We start from the raw sequence: 18,672 nt of genomic DNA, 5'->3' as shown, positions 1-18,672 counted from the left end.
GAGGGCGTGAAACCCTCAATTCGGGCGGTTTGGGTCGGTTTTTTGTACCGCGTCTACTGATAGTCGCACATGCTACACAGTACCGGGCCGCTGCTGTCGATCGACGTCGGCGAGCGGACGACGTCCGAGACGGACATCACGGGGGTTCAGGAGCGATACATCGGCGGACGGGGCGTGGCGACGCGGCTCGCGCACGAGCGGATCCCGTTCGACGCGGATCCGCTGGGCGACGAGAACCGCGCCGTGTTCACCACCGGGCCGATGCAGGCCTCCCAGATGAGCTTCACGGGGCGGACGAACTGCACCGCCCTCTCGCCGCTGACGGACGGGCTGCTGTCGTCGAACGCCGGCGGCTTCGTGTCGCGCCACCTCGCGGCGACGGGGTACGGGGCGATCGAGCTGGCGGGCGCGAGCGACGAGCTCGTCGTCGTCCACGTGCGCGACGACGGCGTCGAGTTCGAAACCGTGCCGGAGCTCGCCGGAGCGACCATCTCGGAGACGGCCGACTACCTCGACGACGAACACGACATCTCCAGCGACCGGACGGCGGCCGTCGGGCCCGCGGGCGAGAACGAGGTCCGGTTCGCGTCGATCATGACGACCGAGGAGCGCGCGTTCGGCCGCGGCGGGTTGGGCGCGGTCCTCGGCTCGAAGAACGTCAAGGCCGTCACGTTCGGCGGCGACTCGGCGCCCGAGCTCTCGATCGACGCGACCGCCAACGACGTCCACCGCGAGGCCGCCACCGAGGACCACATCATGAAAGAGCAGGGGACGGTGGCCGTGATGGACCTCGCCAACGAGATGGACGGGCTGCCGTCGTACTACTTCTCCGAGCGCTCCTTCGAGGGCGTCGAGGGGATCAACGGCGCCGCCGTCGCCGACAAGAAGTACAAGAAGGGGACGTGTTCGGCGTGCGCGTTCGCCTGCAAGCTCCCGACCCGCGACGAGGCCCGCGGCGTCGAGACGGAGGGGCCCGAGTTCGAGGTGGCGATGGCGTTCGGCTCGAACTCCGGCGTCGACGACATCGTCGACGTGATGGAGTCGAACCGGCTCTGCGACGAGTACGGGCTCGACGCCATCTCCGCGGGCAACACGATCGCCGCGTACCTCGCCGCCGAGGACGAGTTCGGCAACCGCGAGCTCATCTGGGACCTCGTCGAGCAGATCGCCCACCGCGACGGCGTGGGCGACCGGCTCGCGGAGGGGATCGGCCGGATCCACGACGACCTCGGCGTCGGCAACTGGTCGGTGAAGAACATGGACTTCGCGGCCCACGAGGGGCGGCTCCTCCACGGGCAGGCGCTCTCGTACGCGGTCGCGAACCGCGGGGCCGACCACATGTACGCGACGTTCTACTCCGTGGAGTACCCCCTCGTCGAGGAGGGCGAGGCGATGGAGCCCGCGGGGTTCGAGGGGAAGGCGGAGCGGCTCGTCGAGCGCGAGAACCTGATGGCGCTCAACGACAGCGGCGTCGTCTGCAAGTTCTCTCGGGACTTCATGACGCCGGAGCGCTACGAGCTCCTCTTCGACGCCGATTTCGAGGAGCTGCTCGCCGCGGGCGCTCGGACCGTCACCTTAGAGCGCCACTTCAACAATCAGCGAGGGCTCGACGTCGACGACGACCGGCTCCCGTACGAGGAGGAGCTCCCCGGGCTCGACGACGCCATCGAATCGTACTACGAACACCGCGGGTGGGACGAGGACGGGACGGTGCCCGATTCGGCGCTGCCCGCGTGAGGTCGCTTCCCGGCCGCGGGCGACGTTTCTGAGCGCGCGCGATTCCACCGGAACCGGGACGCGATACGTTGCCGGAGCCCGACTACTCCGCGATCGCCAGCTCCGCGGTCGCTTCGATCGCGTCGGCGATGACCTCGGTGCCGACCTCCGCCTGCCGCTGGGTCAGGACCAGCGGCGGCAGCAGCCTGACGACGTTGCCGTACTGGCTCGCCGTCCAGACGAGCACGCCGTGCTCGTAGCAGTACTCCTGGATCGCCTCGACGCGGTCGTCGTCCGGGTCGCCGTTCGCGTCGACGAACTCGGCGCCGACGAACAGCCCCTTGCCGCGGACTTGGCCGAGCCCCGGGTCGCCGGCGTCGCGGAGGCGGTCGCGGATCCACGCGCCGACCTCCGTCGCGTGGTCGAGCAGGTCGTGCGACTCGATGTACTCGATCGCGCGCAGGCCGCCGACCATCGCGGGGACGTGCCCCCGGTAGGTGCCCGCGTGGTCGCCCGGCCCCCACGTGTCCAGGTCCTCGTGGTACATCGTCCCGGACAGCGGCTGGCCGTTCCCGCCGAGCGCCTTCGCGGTCGTCATCACGTCAGGCGTCACGTCGTAGTGTTCGGACGCCCACCACTCGCCGGTGCGTCCCATTCCCACCTGGATCTCGTCGAACATCAGCGGGAGGTCGTTCTCGTCGGCGATCGCGCGGAGTCCCGAGAGGAACCCGTCCGGCGGGGCGACGACGCCGCCCTCGCCCTGTATCGGCTCGACGAAGATGCCGGCCGGGTCCGTGAGGCCCCCGTACGGCTCCTCGACGATCGCCCTGACCTCTTCGAGCGCGCGGTCGACCGACTCCTCGGGGCTCCGCCCCTCGCGGAAGGGGTACGGGAACGGCGCGTGGACCACGTCGGGCAACAGCGGCGCGTACGGCTTCTTGAACTTCTTGTTCGACGTGATGCTCATCGCGCCGGCCGTCGCCCCGTGGTAGGAGTTCCGGAACGCGAGCAGCCCGTTGCCGCCCGTGTTGTACTTCGCGAGCTTGATCGACGCCTCGACGGCGTCGCTACCGGTTGGACCGCCGAAGACGAACCGGCTGTTGCCGGCGAGACTCCCGGGCGCGATCTCGTCGAGCTTGTCGATGAGATCGAGGCGGGGCTCGGTCGGGAAGTCGACGGTGTGAGTGAGCTTGTCGATCTGCTTGTGGACGCCCTCGTTGACGTACGGGTTCGCGTGGCCGACGTTGTAGACGCCGATGCCGGCGAAGAAGTCGAGGAACACGTTCCCGTCCGCGTCCTTGAGGGTCGCGCCCTTCCCCTCCTCGAACGCGAGGGGGATGTCGTTCGGGTACGCGACCGCGCTGCTGTCGATGGTGTCCTGTCTGTCGAGCAGGCGCCGCGAGTTCGGGCCGGGGACTCGGTCGACGCTCGGTTCCTCCGCGAAGTGTAACTCGTGGATCGGCGGTCCCGCCATGTGCCAACGGATACGACACGCCCACATATGAGTGGTGAAACCAGCAATCAATGACGGTGTACACGGAATCTGTTTTCGTTCCGATCTTCGCCCACTCGGCGGCGGTGATATCCCGAGACCGACCCCGCCGACTGTGGTCGCGACGGAAGAATTATTGAACGCGAACCCAACGCAATCGTGTGCAACACCGACCGACTCGGTTCCTCTTGGCGTCGACGGCCATCTGCGCTGTCACGTGTGCCGGCGTCGCGGTGCTCCCGCTCGCGGTCGATAGCTCCCGTGCGTTCACGGGGAGCATCGGTTCGAGCGGGCTCCTCGGACTGGTGTTCGCGGCGCGGAACCTCCAGCTGCTCCGGGCGACGGGGGAGCCGAGCCTCCCGCCCGCGGTCCTGACGACGGCGTTCGGCGGCTGGTTCATGCTGGCCCCGCTGCTGTACCCCGACGTCGGCTTCCTCCCGACCGCAGGCACGCAGCTGGCGGGAACGGTGATGGCGACGTTCGGCCTGTACGTGGTGGTCGCCGGCCTCAGCGAGGAGTGAGTGTTCGCGGCCCCCGCGTCTCACGCTCCGAGCGGGACCTTTCGGTATCCCGGAATCCCGAAGAATTCTCAGTGCAACGGCTCCTACGACACGTAGCAGTTGATCGGGTCTGAGTCGATTCCGGTTTGGGCAGGAGACGCACCACTAATGCAGAGTCTTTCCCCCACATCGTGTCAGAAACGACGTGCGAGATACAGAGGATGTAGTCATCACCCACTTGGCCGCCTGAATGTGTAGCTTACCGTATCTGCGTCAACTGTGAGAGTGCCGGCGTCGTGATCTATGACAACCGCAACGGTGTCATCGTACGTGAAATCGTGCAATGGCATCCCAGCCTGGAGCGTCCCATCGCGCGACAATTCGACACGTGCAGAGCCGATGTCGATGTGAATCCGATCATCAGTAGCCGTTACATCACCCGCACGACCGAATCGACGTAGTTCGTCAACCAGTGTATCCCACTCGTTGAGTTGCACTCGTGGTGTCATCCGTCATTCAATCGTGATGCCGCGTTCACGAAAGTCTTGATACGAAATCTAGCCCACCGAAGTAACGCGGAGAACGACGAACGATCCACCGACTGGTAAAACACTCGTGCAACATTTAGAGGCTGTAGTCAGCAACCGGAGTTGGTTCGTTAGATGAGTCGAACTGGCCGTCTGGGACGGCTCAGGGCGGAAGCGTTAGGCAGGGGCGGAGTTAGTGACTATCCTGCTGCGAGGTCAATCAATCATTATACCGCTTGAGAGCCCTCTGCGGGCGCGTATATCACCGTGACGGTGAACTCGTCGTCGAAGTCGGTAAATTGGTGATCTGTCCCGGACCCGAGATGGATAACATCACCCGAGGCGACCTCAACGGACTCGTCTTCGGTCACGAGTGTCGCTTCGCCCGTGTTAACGAGGTAAATTTCCTCTTCAGCGTGAGCATGCATCGGATCCTCGTCACCCGGCTCGAACCGCATCACTTGGAGACTGAACGAGACCTCACGCATCAGTTCGGTTTCCATTTCTCCGTCCTCAGCCAACTGGTCCGCTACGTCAGCCACGTTAATTTGATTCACACCTTTTCTATCGTTTTAGTGCATATACGTCTTTGCCACTATCAAAAAAAGGGAGGAAGGCTGAGAGACGATTGTGTCGCCAGAGTAGTATATTTGATGGCTGCTCTGCTCGGTCTGCTGGGATGCTACCGTGCAAGACTCGCGGCTTGTATACAGCAGCGCCGTTTCATATTCTCTGCAGTCTGTCAGTATGGGTGTAACCGATACAGAGGGGGGCAGTCTTCGGAATGCCGTTAGGTGACTTGCTCCGTTTCGAGCCACTCTTTAAACTCCCAGAAACAATCCGAACACAGACGACCATCCAGCGTCTCGATCGAATCCGATGCGTGCTCAATTTGGTATTGCTGGTGGCGGGCCTGCGATGGGTCAAGTTCAGTCCCGCACTTATCACAGTGTTCAGCCATGCCACAGGGTCGTCGCTGACGAGGAGAATATCTGAGGTTTTCCCTCCCTCAAAATTACCAACTAGGGTTGCTTCAGACCCGAACTGCTAGATACAGCCGATAGGCGACCCATACTGGAAGGATAGTACCTCGCGATCGAACTCCCACTCGTGTCGCACGACATCCACCACGCAGGTTTTCCGTCTCCCACCCGAAACGTTGGGCCATGCCCGCGGCCTTCGAATCACGGTTCGACATCGACTACGATGGTGAACTACCGGAGAACGTCGACGAGGCCGCGCTCAAGCGAATGGAGACGGTCGCGTATATACTCGACGAGAGCGTGCGCGTTCCCGGCATCGGTTTCCGCATCGGAATCGATCCCGTTCTGGGAGCACTCCCCGTCGCTGGCGACCTAGTGAGTGCCGCCTTCTCCCTGTACATCGTCGCCGAGTCGGCGTATCTCGGAGTCTCCTTCACGACGTTGGTAGAGATGCTCACGAACATCAGTATCGACGTGGTGGGGGGATCCATCCCCTACGTTGGTACTGTGGTCGACGCGCTCTGGAAGGCGAACAAGCGCAACGTCGCGCTCACGCTGGAAGACCTCGCCGAGGCGGTGGAGACAGATGGGGCCGGCGGCAGGGCGGACGGCGGCGTTGACATCCCTGTCGAACCTGACGACTGAGGCGAATCGCTGGAGTCAGCGTGATCGTCGAGGAAGTCTACGATCCGCGTGTAGAGCTTAATGCGGCCGATATTGTTGGTGTGTTGGTGAATTCAATCTAGCTGTTCAGCGTTAAACAGGCAATAGGGCGACCTCGTACTGCATTCGCGCTGTGTATCTCGCACGACTGTCGGGACATCTCTTCGAACTAGTAGAATCCGTAACAATCAGTTAGTACGCCTCAGCGCCCGGGCGTTTCAAACGAGAATACGTCTGAGGAAGACGATTTTAACAGAGCCAGCGCAACGAGTCGCTCGGCGACAACGCCAACGCGCGTTCGCGACGCTACTCGTCTCGGCGGTCGTACCGCCTCACCAACACGCGGAGCCACCAGAGCTTCAGGGCGACGCTGGCGACGGCGCCGAGCGTCGCGCCCCTCGGCGACCGGCGCCACGCGGCGGACAGTGCGTAGACGAAGCCGAGCGCTCCGGCGGCGTTACAGACGTTCGGATAGCCGAGCCCGACCGTCCGGTTCCCCGCCTCGCCGATCCACCACCGCTCGGCGAGCACCGCTCGGGTCATCCAGGCGTCGTCGGTCTCGGGCGGCGAGAACAGGAGCGGGTTGATCGCCGTCCACGCGAGCGCGGCACAGAGCAGTCGCCAGTCGCGGCGGTAGACGGCGTACACGATGACCGGACCCAGCGGGACGCGCGTCCAGCCGCTCTTGGGGTTCGAGTGCCGCCGCCAGAACCGGTCGCCGAGCGTCCCGGAGGCGTCGGTGGTCATACGCGGCGGTCGTGCCGGCGGCGACATAACTCTGACTGGCACCGAGCACCGCGCCGTAGGAATCCGACGAGCGCCGCGGCCGTCGTCTCGGTGATCTCGCGGACCCTGGTGACGCCGAGGGCCCGGGGACGCTACACCGCCGGTCCGAGCGACCCGAGTGCGTCGCCATCGTCGATCGCCGCCGCCAGCTCGACGGTGGCCTCGCCGAGGGTCGCGAGCCGGTCGCCAACCCCCCCGTCGACGAGCTCTCCGTCCGCGAAGTCGTCGCCGCTCGCGTACGTCGCGCCCCCGACCGTGTGGGCGCCGAAGAACGCGAACGCCGGGCGGAGCTCCTGGTCGACCGCGAGGAAGTGGTGGTCGGTCGCGCCCGTCGCGACGAGCCCGACCGCGGCGTTCTCGAAGGGCGCGACGTCGCCCTGCCACTCCCCGCGGGGCACCATGTCGAAGAGGTTCTTCAGCGCGCCCGAGTACGACCCGCGGTAGACGGGCGTGCCGACGACGTACGCGTCGGCCTCGACGATCAGTTCGAGCGCGTCGGCGGTGTCCCCCTCGTGGTTGCCGATCCCGCGCCCGTCGGCGGTCGCGAGGTCGTAGTCGGCGAGGTGAAGGACAGCGGTGTCGACGTCATGCGTGTCAGCCGCCGCGTCCAGCGCGACCTCGACCGCGGTCCGAGTCCGGGAGTCGGCGGAGACGCTGCCGACGATCCCGAGGAGCGTTCGCTCGGCCATCACTTCGCCACCTTCGCGCCGCCGACATCCTCGATCTCGTCGACCGCCTCGATCTCGTCCGGATCGAGCGGGTCGGCCGCCTCGATCGCCGGGATGATCGTCTCGCCGAAGCGTTCGAGCTCCGGCTCGAAGTCGAGGAAGCCCGCGAGGACGATGTCGACGCCGATCGCGTCGAGCTTCCGGACGCGCTCGATTATCTGCTCGTCGGTGCCGATGAGCCCGGTCTTGAACCCGTCGTTGTACTGGACGAGGTCCTCGAACTCGGAGTCCGACCACATCCCGTCGCCCTCGGCCGACGACTGCCCGGCCTGTTTCACCTGCTGTTTGAACGCGTCGACCGCCTCGTCGGTGGCGTTCTCGATGATCCCCTCGAGGACCGCCTTGGCCTCGGACTCGGTGTCCCGCTGGATGACGAACGCGTTCGCGGCGAACCGCGGCGGCTCCGTGCCGAACTCCGCGGCGTACTCCTCGACGTCCTCGATGACGGCGCGGATCTCTTGGAGGCTTCCCCCGTTGATGAACAGCACGTCGGCGTGCTTCGCGGCCATCTCCCGGGCCGCCTGCGAGTTCCCGCCCTGGAACACCTGCGGGTACGGGTCTTGGACCGGCTTTGGTTCCATCGGCGCGCCCTCGAAGCCGTCGATGTCCTTTCCGATCGTGTAGAATCGGCCGTCGTAGGTCGCCCGGTCTTCGGTCCACAGCGCCTGCAACACCTCGATGAACTCGGTCGAACGGGCGTACCGCTCGTCGTGCGCGAGCCACGGCTGACCGAACCCGGTGAACTCCCCTTTGAACCAGCCGGAGACGACGTTGATCGAGAAGCGGCCGTTACTGATGCGGTCGGCGGTGGCGATGAAGTTCGCCAGCGGGCCGGGCTCCCACAACCCCGGATGCACCGCGCCGATGACGTGTAGCTCGTCGGTCTGCGCCGCGAGCGCGTTGGCGATCGACAGCGCCTCCAGCTGCTTTTCGGCGCCGTAGCTGCCGAAGAAGCGCGCCTGTGCGAGCGCGTAGTCGAAGCCGACGTCCTCCGCCGTGCGGGCGAGGTCGAGATTGTAGTCGTACGTCCAGTCCGTCTCCGTCTCCCAGTCCGACACGACCAGCCCGCCGCTGACGTTCGGGACCCAGTACGCGAATTCAGTGTCCATACCCGCTCATCTGCTCGTATCGGTTTAACGCGGGTCACAACGGCGAACGCTGTCGGCGTTCCGCGATAGCGGTCGCGTTTGTGCAGGGACGCGGTCGGCGGCAAGCGTTGACGGGAGCTCGGTCGCAACCGCGGTCGACCTCCGCACCTGATGCGGAGACCGTCTGTCCCGGCGGTGTCGACGGCACAGCTATACCCTCGCGAGAAGTGTCATTCAGTATGAAGGCATGGAGATGGGTCGCGGTCGCCCTCGTCGGGGTCGTCGTTGTCGGCGTCGCCGCGTACGCGGTGTTCGCCGGGGTCCTGATCGGGTCCGACGTGGCGTCGTACTCCTCCGACGGCGTGACCGTCTCGGGCGTCGCGTACGAGGACGCGCTCGCGCGGGCCGGAGCCGCCGGTTACGCGGTCGAGCGCGTCGAGTCCAGCGGTTTCCACCCCGAGGGCATCGACGAGCTCGACGCCGAGCTCGGCCCGGAGTACGAGGCGTTCAGAGTCACGTTCGACCACTCGGAGACGAAGCGGTTGTGGGCGACGTTCTACGCCGACGAGGGGACGACCGTCGTGACGCTCTTCGCGGACGACGCGCGCGGGGGCTTCACGGTCGACGACCTCCCGCCCGACGAGTGGCTCGTCGACCGCCTCACGCTCCTGTTCGAGATGGACGAGCCCACCGCGGAGGCGTACGTCGAGGAGATCAAAACCGAGATCAGGACGACCGATCCCGCCGAACCGGGCGCCGGCACCCCGAGCGTCGAGGTCGGCGAGCCGGTGGCGTTCGAAGCCACGTACGACGAGCTGACGGCGAGCGCGGCGACCGTCAACGCGACCTCGTCGCCCGGCGACGGCTGGCACGAGCGCGAGTACTACGCTGGCGACGGGCGGCTCGGGAGCGTCGATTTCGTGCTCTCCCGGGCGACCGTGACGCACGAAGCGGACGGGTACACCTACCGCGTTCACCTCGACTACCACGGCGGCGTCGAGGTCGACGCGCAGACGCGCGCGTCCCGGTCGTTCGAGGAGGCGGCCGTTCGCGCCGTCTTCCGTACCATGTTCGAGGAGATGGGAATCCCGCCGGACACGATCGACCACATGTCTCTCGAGTACCGCGGCAGCGTGTGGTGAGCGCGGGCTCCCGGCGTCGGTCGCGGGGTTCCGTCGCCTCTCGAACAGTCGCCCTCAAGTGGTGACCTCGGCCGGAGCAAAGCGGTCGTTCGTTCCGTTGTCGCTCCGTTCGGCCTGGTTCCCGTCCCCGACACACCTCATAGCGATGCTTCTCCTCGCGAACTGCTCGGAGAAGCATGCGCGGGACCGGATTCGAACCGGAGCAAGACGGTCGCTCACTTCGCTCGCGCTGCGTCTTGCAGGGTTCGAATCCTCGTCGTGATGCTTCTCCTCGCGAACTGCTCGGAGAAGCATGCGCGGGACCGGATTCGAACCGGCGGACCCCTACGGGATAGCGTCCTAAGCGCTACGCCTTTGGCCTGGCTCGGCAACCCGCGCTTACTCTTGCGGTCAGAGCCACTTAATCGCCAACCACAAGGGCTCTACCGCGTCATGTGCGCATATTTTGCGCTCGCTTATAGCCATTTCGTATCCCGTGCTTTTGCTTGTATCGCGGGTGTCTCACCCTGTTTATTTAAAAGTAATCCACGGCGTAGCGTTATGCGATACAACCATTCGCGTCCGCGCTGAGGACGCAATCCCGTAGGGGTCCGCCGCTCCGCATCCGGTCCCGCACTTGTCCCGCGGGCTATCTCACTCGCCCCCTTTTCCGTGATATCGTTTCAGTACATCTGCGTCAGACTCACCCTCTGACTCAGAGGAGGACGTGTCGAATCGGGTATAATCGATTAAAGCATCGACTCGCAACTGTAGGTCTCTCTCTAAGTCACTATAATCGAGCTCCCGTGTCTCTTCATCATACTCGTCGCTGGCGTCGTGCCGACAGAGGTTGACAAGTTCGATACTGCCAGTTGCGTCTTTCTCCGACCCGGTTACGTAGGTGATTTCGATTAGAATTCGAGTCGGAGATATCCCTTCTCCGAGTTTGATTTTTTCTTTTGCTGGTCCCATCGATGCCGTCTCTAAATACTCCTCCGCTTCTTTGAATCCGCTTGGGTCGTCTTCGTCCGTCATATGCGCTTGTCGACGTGGGATCACCTTACATAAAATATTGCAAAATGCTTCGTCACGCCTCCTCACACACGATCGTGCCGCATCTCTAAAAGTCAGTTTCCACGTTTATGGGGTGCTGGTACTCGGCGGGGCTGCTATTGAGACACGAGTGTTATCTTCTTGGGGTGCTGGTGACTTGCTTCTCAGCCATTCGATTTTGACCTGATTCCGGTCAGTAGGGGGGAGGCAACTACCGAATTGGCTGTTGTTCTGTCTGAAACACGCCAAAACTATCTCCTGAATATACAGGAGATCTTCAGTAGCCCTGGCTCAACCGAAGAATACATTGTATATCATACTGCTATATAATTACATGAAGATGAAACGTACATCAGACACCCCCACCTACGAGAAGCGCTATGATTCGCTCTGCGACGCTTCGGGCGAGTGGAAGTTTGAGATTCGAGAGTACCAGAACGATCTCAACTCAATTGTCCCATCAGATATTCCTCCTGATCCAAATCCTCAAGAGGCCTACCGCGCCGCCGTTTTCCTCGAAGGATTTATTGAAGAACAAAAAGCCACAGTGAACTGGTCGGATACCGCACTTGATGAGTTCGAGTCCTTCGGATCTACTCTCGAAGTCGAAGCCGTCGCAAAGGCCCTTAGAGAAATTTCGGAGGAAATTGAACCTAACCCAAACCACACATGAACTACACGCTGCAACCCGATGAGCTCGTTTCAGATGGGATCAAGCGCATTATCGACACAAAAGTACAACGGGGTATTGAGCATATAGACAGTGATACAGATACCCATGAGACGGTCCATGAGGTTCGTAAGCGTTGTAAAGAGATACGAGCGGCTGTTCGTCTTGTCCGTCCGGTCTTACCGACATACAAACGGGAGAATGTCCACTACCGGGATGCCGCGAGACGCATTTCCGCCATCCGCGATGCCCACGCTGCCATCGAAACATTCGATAACCACCTCGAACCTGCGATTGAAGCGCGTGATGCCTTAGATGACGCGACGCTCAGTGATATTCGGACAACACTAGTTACCCGTCGTGATACGATAGCTGCCGAGCAAAATGTGGAACGACGGTTGAGTGAGGTTCGTGCGGACTTGGTCGACGGACGAAAGCGAGTGTCTGATCTCCCCATCGCAACAGAGGGGTTCGACTCGGTAGCTGGTGGATTACGCAAGTCGTACAAACGGGCTCGTAACCGAATGCAAGAGGCGTACGACGATCCGGAGTTCGAGCATTTTCACGAATGGCGCAAGCGAATCAAATACCATCGCTACCACTGTAGATTGCTCCGGCGAGTATGGGTTGGACCGATAAAAAGCCGGCGAACAGAGCTCAAAGAACTATCTGATATCATCGGCTATGAAAACGATCTCGCTGAATTCGCCATAGTAATGAATGAGGAAGAACTGTTTACACCGGAAATCAGAGAGATATTGAACGAGATCAGTACCGCAAAGCGGTCTGAATACCATCGGCAAGGTCGGCCCTTAGGCGAGCGGCTTTTTGCAGAACATCCCGATCAGTTAGTCACCCGTATTGGTGCCTATTGGGAGGCGACTCACGAGTACGACCCAGACCCTTGATAATCAAATAGTGACGGGCATGCATGTGTGTGTAGCATAGTCTTTGAATCGGTGGTCAACAAATGATTCGAACAATGTCATCTACTATAATTTATATACGAAGATCCGCGACCGTTTGAAATTCTGTTGGGTCTTGGAAGAATTTTGTAGTGGTATCGATGACTGCCGATCGATCGACATACTCAAACCCATCGTTATAAATGGCTAACACAGGCTCATCTCGGTAGACTCCAACCGGTTGAGGGCGGACGCTTTCGATCGCCACGTACTCGTCTCCTGGGAGTGTAGGTGCTCCGGGATACGCAACTGGGAGGTCGTTTTTATGCACACCCACAAGCATATGTCCGGGAAGTAGTACCATCGCAGTTCGGTATCCAAACGACGGCTGTGAAAGAATCCCTGCCAATAGATATGTCAAATCCTCACAATCGCCACCTCCATCGACCAGCGTCTCTTCGGCAGGTCGGATATACTCTGGGACCCCTTTTGTATAATATCTGTCATGTATTCGAGCGAGTGTACAAATCCGAGTGCTCGTTCAAAACGTGCTGATTCAGAAAGCGGCTGGTCAGGGTTTCCCTCCACGAGGGTAGTGGTAGCAAACCGTTCCGTCAGCCGTTCGACGTGTCGGCTCGTTTTTGCGTCCTCGTACGCACTAAAATATCCATGAGACTGCTCGTCTGCCTCGGCGTATACGGACTGCTTGATAGAAAACTCTGAACGCCACCGCCAGTTAGACTGATCGCTCCAATTATATGTCAATATGTATCTGTTATCATTGGTTATTCGAGATATGTTACTCTCCGTGGTGATTGATGTTGGACGCGTATCCGTACTTAGGTACGACCAGACACCTGGGCACCACACCTCAAATAGACCGATAATTATGGAGACGGCTGCGCCGAGCGTGGCTTGATCAAATACTCCTTTGAGAAACTTCCGCCGCCTCATAACCACAAAAAGAAGTCTCCATTTTCACCTCTCAGTAACGCAAGCGACTCATCCGGTGCGTCCCCCCGGGATCGGTTTAATTCACCGTTGAAAGTTGTATTCCTCGGTACCGCGTGAATTTCTATCGGAGACATTCGAGCTTTTTCACACACCCGACATTGACAGTCATCCACGTCGACATTTTGGTGTCATCCGTCGCGTCTGCGGGGAACACGGTAACTCGGTCTGAACCCGAAGCTCGCCTATCGAACTGGTGAGTTAAATTACTGTAACCGGCCTCAAATGCTGTTCTTTCATCGGTATCTTCGTTGATCGGTCTCCGATCGATATCGGGAGTCACGTGTTGCTCAAGTGGTGTTAACACCGAAGAGCGGTTGAATTCTTATAATAGGTATAAGAATTAGTAGACAGTCAACCGGAGAAATATATACTCCTCATAGTAACAACAAAGCGGGGTAGTAGGTTCGTACAATCCGTAATATGTCTTCGAAGAAGCGTTTTGAACTGCCGTCCGAATATGATACGCTCCACATCGGTGTCGCAGTCTATGACCCGGAGACAGGAACCATTCTAGATACGAACGAGCGGCTAGAACAGATACTCGGATACAACGTGGAAAAGTTACGTCACCTTTCCGTGGCAGAATACACCGCAAACACGTACCCGCACTCGGAATCTGAATTTCACGACCGACTTCGTGAAAGTGCTAACGGACAGTCACAGCAGTTTACCTGGCGAGTCAAACGAGAGGATGGCGAACTCATCTGGGTTCAACTGTTTATGACACAACAACGCTCTGGGAGGGAAAACTGCGTCCACGTTAAAATACGAGATATCACAGACTACTACGAGACGCATCACCGAGCAGAGTTATTCTGGCGTATTCTTCGACACAATCTTCGAAACGAGGCCGCGATCATTTTGGGGTACACGAATCAGCTCACGGAACATGCCGAAATAAAAGATGTAAAAGATATTATTGAAACGATTCGGTTACGAGGTGAGAACCTTGGTAACATGGCTGAGTCGGTTAAAGAGATTGAGCAGGCAGTGACAGATTCATATACAGAATGTACTCGTCGTCCTGCAATAGTCGGTGTTCGAGCTATCACAACCCAAATTAGTACAGACTATCCTGCCGCGGAGATCTCGACTAACGAACGTGAGAGGATGTGGATTGATATTAATGACGCGTTCGGTTACGCACTCACACATGCGGTTGAGAACGCGATCATCCATAGCAACGACGATACACCAGTCGTGGAGATAAACGTTGGGCCATCACCGAACACCGGTCGCGTCGAGATCTGTATCAAGGATACAAACTCGACGATTTCAGATGAAGAGCTCGAGGTACTCTTCGCACCAACTGAGACCACGAACACGTCTCACGGATCCGGAATTGGACTGTTCGTCATGAAGTGGTGTATTGAATCTCTCGGCGGCGAGGTCTCGTTCAGGACGCGAGCGTCAGGAGGAAACGCGGTCTCTCTGTACCTCCCGCCCAAAGCGACACCGGATACCACGGAAGAGTATGACACCTCACCAAGAACTACATAGGGGTATAGTCTACTATTACAAACTGATTAATTCGGGTGGGTAATAGTAAAGCTTGAAGTTTGATTCCCGGGCTAACTGCTTCGGCTCTAGACCTGACCACATGAACACAAAGCCTCAGTTCGCTACCGACGTTGAAGCACAACACGACCGGTTCGAGACCGACAACTACGGAGAGATTTACATTGTCGGGGATGTTCACGGAAGCCGAGAAATTCTCGATCGACTCCTTACAGAGCTTGAATTGGATGACGACGATCTTGTCGTCTTCGTCGGTGACCTTGTGAGAAAAGGGCCGGACAGCCCTGGTGTTATTGATCTCGTCCGAGAGGACCCGCGTCTCGTCAGCGTCCGCGGAAACAACGAGCAGAAAATCGTGCGCGGTGATAAGGATCCGGATTGGCTCCGCGACGGCGACCGCGAGTATTTCGAATCACTTCCGGTCGCCATTTCGTTCGAGGACGTGCTCGTCGTACACGGCGGGATCGATCCCCAACGGTCACTTGCAGACCATACCGTCGAAGAGCTGTTGACAATGCGTTCCCCTCACGGTGACGGGTATAACGGTCCGTTCTGGTACGATGAGTACGACGGACCCCACCGCGTCTTTTTCGGCCACACCGTCCATGACCATCCGGTAGAGCGTGAACACGCCGTCGCTCTCGATACCGGCTGCGTTTACGGCGGTACACTCACCGCGTACGACTACCGGAACGACGAATTCCTCACCATGGATGCGAAGACACACCAGGAACGCGCCAGTTCGAAGGTCGTTGATCCGGCCTAACCGCTCTCGCCTACTCGCACCGAGGATTGTCGCTTGACAAGAACACCTACGAGTTAATCAGCCGCCGTTCCTGACGCAAGGTTACTCGTATTCGGCCTGAAGCCGCTTCCGCGCTCCGTCACGTGTCTTGAAATATCGGCGTTCACCGTCGCTCGTTCGAACCGCCCAGTCGTACGTCTCGCTGTCGGGGCGATACCAGCGGTCGGCGTGTGCGTCGAACACAGATATCTCTCCCCCGTCCGGATCAGCCTGTTTCTCCTCAGCATCAGGATCGTCTCCGTTTGATCCCTCGAACCCGGAATCTGCCCCGCCGCCTTCGACATCTTCGACCAGCAGCTCTGAATCAATGAGCTCCGTATCGACGACCATTCCCAAGCCGTATCCGCGGTCAACGGCCGCTTCCGTGGCCGCCATCAGTATCTCTTGGATGTCTCGGACCGGTTCATCATCCGAAGAGACCTGTTCGTAGCGTCCGTCGCTTTGCATCACCCATCGACGGCGGTTATCTGTTACCGACGCCTCCAAAATGAATCGGAGCTGTCTACGCAGCTCTATGTCTTCGACGGGAGTGACGGCCTCAACTCGATAGTCGAGATTGCGGGTCATCCAATCAGCGGACCCGATGTACCACTCGGGGCTGCCGCCGTTCTCGAAGTAAAATATCCGAGCGTGTTCGAGGAATCGACCAACAATCGAATGGACGGTGACGTTCTCACTCAGTCCATCGATACCGGGACGAAGTCGACAAATATCTCGGACGATGAGGTCGATTTCGACACCAGCCATCGACGCACGATAGAGTTCCTCGACCATCGACGGGTCTTCAAGGCCATTTACTTTGACTACAATTCGCGCCTGTCGACCGGCACGAGCATGATCGGCCTCCCGTCTGACCATCTCAGTGAACCGCTCACGCATCGTCACGGGCGCGATCAGGAGCTTCCGGAAGCGATCATCGAGTGTCGGTCCGGTAAAGAAGTTGAATACTTTCGTGAGGTCAAACCCGATGTCTCGGTCCGCTGTCAATAGCCCCAAATCAGAATACCCCTTCGCAGTCCCTGAATGGTAATTCCCGGTGCCGATGTGTGAGTAGAGTTGCACGCCATTATCCTCTTGACGGACGACAAGCGCCGTCTTCGTGTGAGTCTTCAATCCCACAGTCCCGTAGGCAACGTGAATGCCCTCTTCTTCGAGTTGCCGGACCCATTCGAGATTATTCTTCTCGTCGAATCGAGCCTTGAGTTCGACCATCACTGCCACCTGCTTGCCGTTTTCGGCGGCATTGATGAGGCTTTGAATGACCTTCGAATCGCTCGCCGTTCGATAAATCGCCGCTTTCACGGCGAGTACATTGGGATCGGTTGCCGCCGCGTTGAGGAACCGCTGAACCGTCCCCTCGAACGAGTGATACGGGTGGTGGGCGAGGATGTCTCCCTTTTTGATTTCATCGAAGATACTCGTCGTCTCGTCACCGGTATCACCCGTTATTGAGCCCAATCGAGGATGCGGCTTGGGTGACCACGACGGGGGCTTAAGATCAGGACGATCGAGATCAATAAGCTCGAAGAAGTCCTCGTAATCGATTGGCCCCTTCCGATGAAACACTTCTCGGTCGTCTACCCCAAGCTGATCTTTGAGAATCGCCAGCGACCCCTCGGGCATATCGGCGTCAACCTCTAGACGAACAATTGTTGCGAAGCGTCGCTGTTCGATAACCTCCTCAACCATATCGATGAGGTCTTCAGCAACTTCCTCATTGCGACGCACCTCGGCGTTTCGAGTCACTTTAAATTTCGATACGTCACGAATATCGATATCCGGGAGTAATAAATCGAGATTACATTCAATAAGATCTTCGATGAGAACATACCTGTCAGCCTCGCCAGAAACAGTGATCAAACGAGGTTGGTTCGGAGGGATTTTAATTCGGGTGAAGGTCGGCTCGTCACTCCCATTCGACGAGAGTACAGCGAGCGAAAGCGAAAGATTCGAGATGAACGGGAACGGGTGAGCCGGATCGAACGCGAGTGGCGTCAGCGTCGGCAAAATAGACTCTTCGAAGTACGTCCGTAGCTGTTCTCGTGACTCTGTGGGAAGTTCATTGGGCGTACAGATCTCGATCCCTTCGTCAGCAAGCGTCGGTTTGAGAACAGATTGCCAGTATTCTGACTGCTGTCGAAAGAGCGGGCGTGCAGTATCGAGTACTTCAACCCACTGCTCTTTTGGTGTCCGCCCATCCGGTGTTGTCTCAGTCACACCGGCATCGATCTGCTGTTTGAGTCCACCAACGCGCTTCATGAAGAACTCGTCAGTGTTCTTCGTAAAGAACGCGAGAAATCGGAGTCGTTCAAGCGGCAAATTCCGATCGTCCATTCCCTCTCGGAGAACCCGCTCTTGAAACGCCAGCTCGGAGAGTTCCCTGTTGAGGTAATACTCGGGATCGGTGAGGTCTTTGTCGGTCATTGAATCATAGGCAAGGGGGAGTCGATATTTCAGACTGACTTCTGAATATACACAATTGGAAGCGCCCTACCATCTCTGAGTCAGTGGGGAGGACCTCTATGTACAGATAATCAATACTCATGTTTCAGATTTGCTTCGTTGCGATAGGTTGCTCTCCCATATTTGCTCAGTGAGACGAGACTTCAACTAACGATTCGGACGCTGTGGGAGACGTATCTCCGTCGGATAGGACACCATCAGGGAGCCACGTGTCGTCACGTTTTTGCCACGCCTCGATTGGAAGTTGATGACGGTTCTCTGAAGAAACGACTACTTCGACGGCGTCAGAAACGATCCCGTACTTTCGAATCGCCATTTTGGGTTCATTGAGGTTGTGGCCGCGTAGATGAGTCTTCACACGAGAGTACAGGTCCTGTTTTGAATACTCGTTTCGTTGGCCTTCGAGTGCGTGAATAGCGTTACACATTGGACACCTGAGAAGTACGGCTGATTGCATTATACTAAGACGGTGCGCAAGCTACAAGAATCCCAATTAATAGTAATATATTCTAATATATAGCGATTGGAAGGCGAAAATTGTAACGTATTTTATCATCCACATCATGATACGGTCGCTGTGTGGGATGCGCAGTGCAAACTGTGCCACAAATAGTATATATTGCTTTGTTGAATCCGATGA

Annotated in this window: 15 protein-coding genes and 1 tRNA gene; 8 read left to right on the top strand and 8 right to left on the bottom strand. The window is 58.9% G+C overall.

Features of this window, described 5'->3' with window-relative positions; genetic code table 11:
• Positions 1–69: 69 nt before the first annotated feature.
• The gene (locus DJ75_RS13295) at positions 70–1,737 is read left to right on the top strand and encodes an aldehyde ferredoxin oxidoreductase family protein (protein WP_094524932.1); all 1,668 of its coding nucleotides are present in this window, start codon (positions 70–72) and stop codon (positions 1,735–1,737) included.
• Between the two features lie 82 nt (positions 1,738–1,819).
• On the opposite strand, the gene DJ75_RS13290 is transcribed toward DJ75_RS13295, so the two are convergent.
• Positions 1,820–3,190, bottom strand: a complete 1,371-nt coding sequence (locus DJ75_RS13290; RefSeq protein WP_094524931.1) for an aspartate aminotransferase family protein — start codon at positions 3,188–3,190, stop codon at positions 1,820–1,822.
• A gap of 179 nt (positions 3,191–3,369) precedes the next feature.
• Between DJ75_RS13290 and DJ75_RS13285 the strand changes: the two genes are divergently transcribed.
• Positions 3,370–3,729: a hypothetical protein gene (locus tag DJ75_RS13285; RefSeq protein ID WP_217900391.1), complete on the top strand. Its 360-nt coding sequence runs from the start codon at positions 3,370–3,372 to the stop codon at positions 3,727–3,729.
• Between the two features lie 733 nt (positions 3,730–4,462).
• On the opposite strand, the gene DJ75_RS13275 is transcribed toward DJ75_RS13285, so the two are convergent.
• The gene (locus DJ75_RS13275) at positions 4,463–4,777 is read right to left on the bottom strand and encodes a cupin domain-containing protein (RefSeq protein ID WP_254921676.1); all 315 of its coding nucleotides are present in this window, start codon (positions 4,775–4,777) and stop codon (positions 4,463–4,465) included.
• Between the two features lie 624 nt (positions 4,778–5,401).
• Between DJ75_RS13275 and DJ75_RS13270 the strand changes: the two genes are divergently transcribed.
• Entirely contained in the window at positions 5,402–5,863 is a 462-nt protein-coding gene (locus DJ75_RS13270) for a DUF4112 domain-containing protein (RefSeq protein ID WP_094524928.1), read from the top strand.
• A 324-nt stretch (positions 5,864–6,187) separates the two neighbouring features.
• Here DJ75_RS13270 and DJ75_RS13265 read toward each other — a convergent pair whose 3' ends face one another.
• The 3 genes from DJ75_RS13265 to sfnG form a co-directional block, all read right to left on the bottom strand.
• Positions 6,188–6,628, bottom strand: coding sequence for a DUF6653 family protein (locus tag DJ75_RS13265; protein ID WP_094524927.1), 441 nt, complete (start codon positions 6,626–6,628; stop codon positions 6,188–6,190).
• 131 nt (positions 6,629–6,759) lie between these two features.
• Positions 6,760–7,356, bottom strand: a complete 597-nt coding sequence (locus DJ75_RS13260; RefSeq protein WP_094524926.1) for an NADPH-dependent FMN reductase — start codon at positions 7,354–7,356, stop codon at positions 6,760–6,762.
• Complete coding sequence (sfnG, locus tag DJ75_RS13255; protein ID WP_094524925.1) at positions 7,356–8,504, bottom strand: dimethylsulfone monooxygenase SfnG; 1,149 nt, start codon at positions 8,502–8,504, stop codon at positions 7,356–7,358. The genes DJ75_RS13260 and sfnG overlap by 1 nt, the downstream gene beginning before the upstream one ends.
• A gap of 218 nt (positions 8,505–8,722) precedes the next feature.
• Here sfnG and DJ75_RS13250 point away from each other — a divergent pair, with 218 nt between their 5' ends.
• Positions 8,723–9,625 carry a hypothetical protein gene (locus DJ75_RS13250; protein WP_094524924.1) on the top strand — a complete coding sequence of 301 codons (903 nt, stop codon included), beginning with the start codon at positions 8,723–8,725 and terminating at the stop codon, positions 9,623–9,625.
• Between the two features lie 293 nt (positions 9,626–9,918).
• Here DJ75_RS13250 and DJ75_RS13245 read toward each other — a convergent pair.
• Together DJ75_RS13245 and DJ75_RS18330 are read right to left on the bottom strand one after the other, a co-directional pair.
• Positions 9,919–10,003 (bottom strand) — tRNA-Leu (locus DJ75_RS13245).
• Between the two features lie 255 nt (positions 10,004–10,258).
• Complete coding sequence (locus DJ75_RS18330; RefSeq protein WP_141212044.1) at positions 10,259–10,639, bottom strand: hypothetical protein; 381 nt, start codon at positions 10,637–10,639, stop codon at positions 10,259–10,261.
• Positions 10,640–10,997: 358 nt separating this feature from the next.
• Here DJ75_RS18330 and DJ75_RS18325 point away from each other — a divergent pair, with 358 nt between their 5' ends.
• The 4 genes from DJ75_RS18325 to DJ75_RS13220 all read left to right on the top strand — a co-directional run bounded on the left by DJ75_RS18325 (position 10,998) and on the right by DJ75_RS13220 (position 15,530).
• The gene (locus DJ75_RS18325) at positions 10,998–11,330 is read left to right on the top strand and encodes a hypothetical protein (protein WP_141212043.1); all 333 of its coding nucleotides are present in this window, start codon (positions 10,998–11,000) and stop codon (positions 11,328–11,330) included.
• Entirely contained in the window at positions 11,327–12,235 is a 909-nt protein-coding gene (locus DJ75_RS13240; protein ID WP_094524923.1) for a CHAD domain-containing protein, read from the top strand. The genes DJ75_RS18325 and DJ75_RS13240 overlap by 4 nt, the downstream gene beginning before the upstream one ends.
• Before the next feature lie 1,431 nt (positions 12,236–13,666).
• Complete coding sequence (locus DJ75_RS13225; RefSeq protein WP_094524921.1) at positions 13,667–14,746, top strand: PAS domain-containing sensor histidine kinase; 1,080 nt, start codon at positions 13,667–13,669, stop codon at positions 14,744–14,746.
• Positions 14,747–14,846: 100 nt separating this feature from the next.
• On the top strand, positions 14,847–15,530 hold the full coding sequence (locus tag DJ75_RS13220) for a metallophosphoesterase family protein (protein WP_094524920.1): 684 nt from the start codon (positions 14,847–14,849) through the stop codon (positions 15,528–15,530).
• 81 nt (positions 15,531–15,611) lie between these two features.
• On the opposite strand, the gene ppk1 is transcribed toward DJ75_RS13220, so the two are convergent.
• Complete coding sequence (gene ppk1 / locus DJ75_RS13215) at positions 15,612–17,993, bottom strand: polyphosphate kinase 1 (protein ID WP_094524919.1); 2,382 nt, start codon at positions 17,991–17,993, stop codon at positions 15,612–15,614.
• Between the last annotated feature and the right edge of the window lie 679 nt (positions 17,994–18,672).

The organism is Halorubrum sp. Eb13, from assembly GCF_002252895.1.
GTDB lineage: Archaea > Halobacteriota > Halobacteria > Halobacteriales > Haloferacaceae > Halorubrum.
The sequence above is the reverse complement of the archived record's forward strand: the minus strand, read 5'-3'. Positions and strand labels throughout refer to the sequence as shown.

What these genes read in the sequence shown, in the direction of transcription:
- DJ75_RS13295 (WP_094524932.1), top strand. Translation starts at nt 70, where the DNA reads ATGCTACACAGTACCGGGCCGCTGCTGTCGATCGACGTCGGCGAGCGG.
- DJ75_RS13290 (WP_094524931.1), bottom strand. Translation starts at nt 3,190, where the DNA reads ATGGCGGGACCGCCGATCCACGAGTTACACTTCGCGGAGGAACCGAGC.
- DJ75_RS13270 (WP_094524928.1), top strand. Translation starts at nt 5,402, where the DNA reads ATGCCCGCGGCCTTCGAATCACGGTTCGACATCGACTACGATGGTGAA.
- DJ75_RS13265 (WP_094524927.1), bottom strand. Translation starts at nt 6,628, where the DNA reads ATGACCACCGACGCCTCCGGGACGCTCGGCGACCGGTTCTGGCGGCGG.
- DJ75_RS13260 (WP_094524926.1), bottom strand. Translation starts at nt 7,356, where the DNA reads ATGGCCGAGCGAACGCTCCTCGGGATCGTCGGCAGCGTCTCCGCCGAC.
- sfnG (WP_094524925.1), bottom strand. Translation starts at nt 8,504, where the DNA reads ATGGACACTGAATTCGCGTACTGGGTCCCGAACGTCAGCGGCGGGCTG.
- DJ75_RS13250 (WP_094524924.1), top strand. Translation starts at nt 8,723, where the DNA reads ATGAAGGCATGGAGATGGGTCGCGGTCGCCCTCGTCGGGGTCGTCGTT.
- DJ75_RS18330 (WP_141212044.1), bottom strand. Translation starts at nt 10,639, where the DNA reads ATGACGGACGAAGACGACCCAAGCGGATTCAAAGAAGCGGAGGAGTAT.
- DJ75_RS18325 (WP_141212043.1), top strand. Translation starts at nt 10,998, where the DNA reads ATGAAACGTACATCAGACACCCCCACCTACGAGAAGCGCTATGATTCG.
- DJ75_RS13240 (WP_094524923.1), top strand. Translation starts at nt 11,327, where the DNA reads ATGAACTACACGCTGCAACCCGATGAGCTCGTTTCAGATGGGATCAAG.
- DJ75_RS13225 (WP_094524921.1), top strand. Translation starts at nt 13,667, where the DNA reads ATGTCTTCGAAGAAGCGTTTTGAACTGCCGTCCGAATATGATACGCTC.
- DJ75_RS13220 (WP_094524920.1), top strand. Translation starts at nt 14,847, where the DNA reads ATGAACACAAAGCCTCAGTTCGCTACCGACGTTGAAGCACAACACGAC.
- ppk1 (WP_094524919.1), bottom strand. Translation starts at nt 17,993, where the DNA reads ATGACCGACAAAGACCTCACCGATCCCGAGTATTACCTCAACAGGGAA.